Annotated in this window: 2 rRNA genes; both read left to right on the plus strand. The window is 44.9% G+C overall.

The features are described from left to right. Positions 1 to 88: ribosomal RNA gene (locus FCN15_RS19005) — 16S ribosomal RNA — on the plus strand; the annotation flags it as partial. Between the two features lie 449 nt (positions 89 to 537). Beyond that, a 23S ribosomal RNA gene (locus FCN15_RS19010) occupies positions 538 to 661 on the plus strand; the annotation flags it as partial.

The raw sequence follows: 661 nt of genomic DNA on the forward strand, positions 1-661 counted from the left end.
GAGCCAGCCGCCGAAGGTGGGGTAGACGATTGGGGTGAAGTCGTAACAAGGTAGCCGTATCGGAAGGTGCGGCTGGATCACCTCCTTTCTATGGAGTACCTCGCTTCCGTAGCGAAGCGGTACAATACAGGTTAACCTTGAGTTAACCAAAATCTTCTCACTCGTTGGTCAGTTTTGAGAGTTCAAGCTCTCAAAATCATCTGCATGAATTTCATCAACCCAATGGGATTGACCGAAATGCATACAGGTCGCAGTTTCTTCGAAACTGCTTACGATGAATACTTTAATCTCACATTCTGTGATGGTTTAAATCATTCATCGATTGATCCTTGAAAACTGGATAACGAAACAATAAATGCGAATTAGAAACATTCTTTTAGCTGAAACTTGTGATCGTAGAGAACAAGTTTAGTACTAGCTGAATATGCGAGTGTTTTTGAGATGATGGATCCTTTGCGAATTTGTTTCTACCTTTGAAGATTTCAATCGAAGAAACCAATGAGGAACAGAGCCGTCAGCCAAAAACAGGAGCGATTTGGTTAAGCTACTAAGAGCACACGGAGGATGCCTAGGCGCTAGGAGCCGAAGAAGGACGTGGCGAACAACGATAAGGCCTCGGGGAGCTGTAAGCAAGCTTTGATCCGGGGATGTCCGAATGGGG

This window comes from Paenibacillus pinistramenti, assembly GCF_005869875.1.
In the GTDB taxonomy this organism is placed as follows: domain Bacteria; phylum Bacillota; class Bacilli; order Paenibacillales; family Paenibacillaceae; genus Fontibacillus; species Fontibacillus pinistramenti.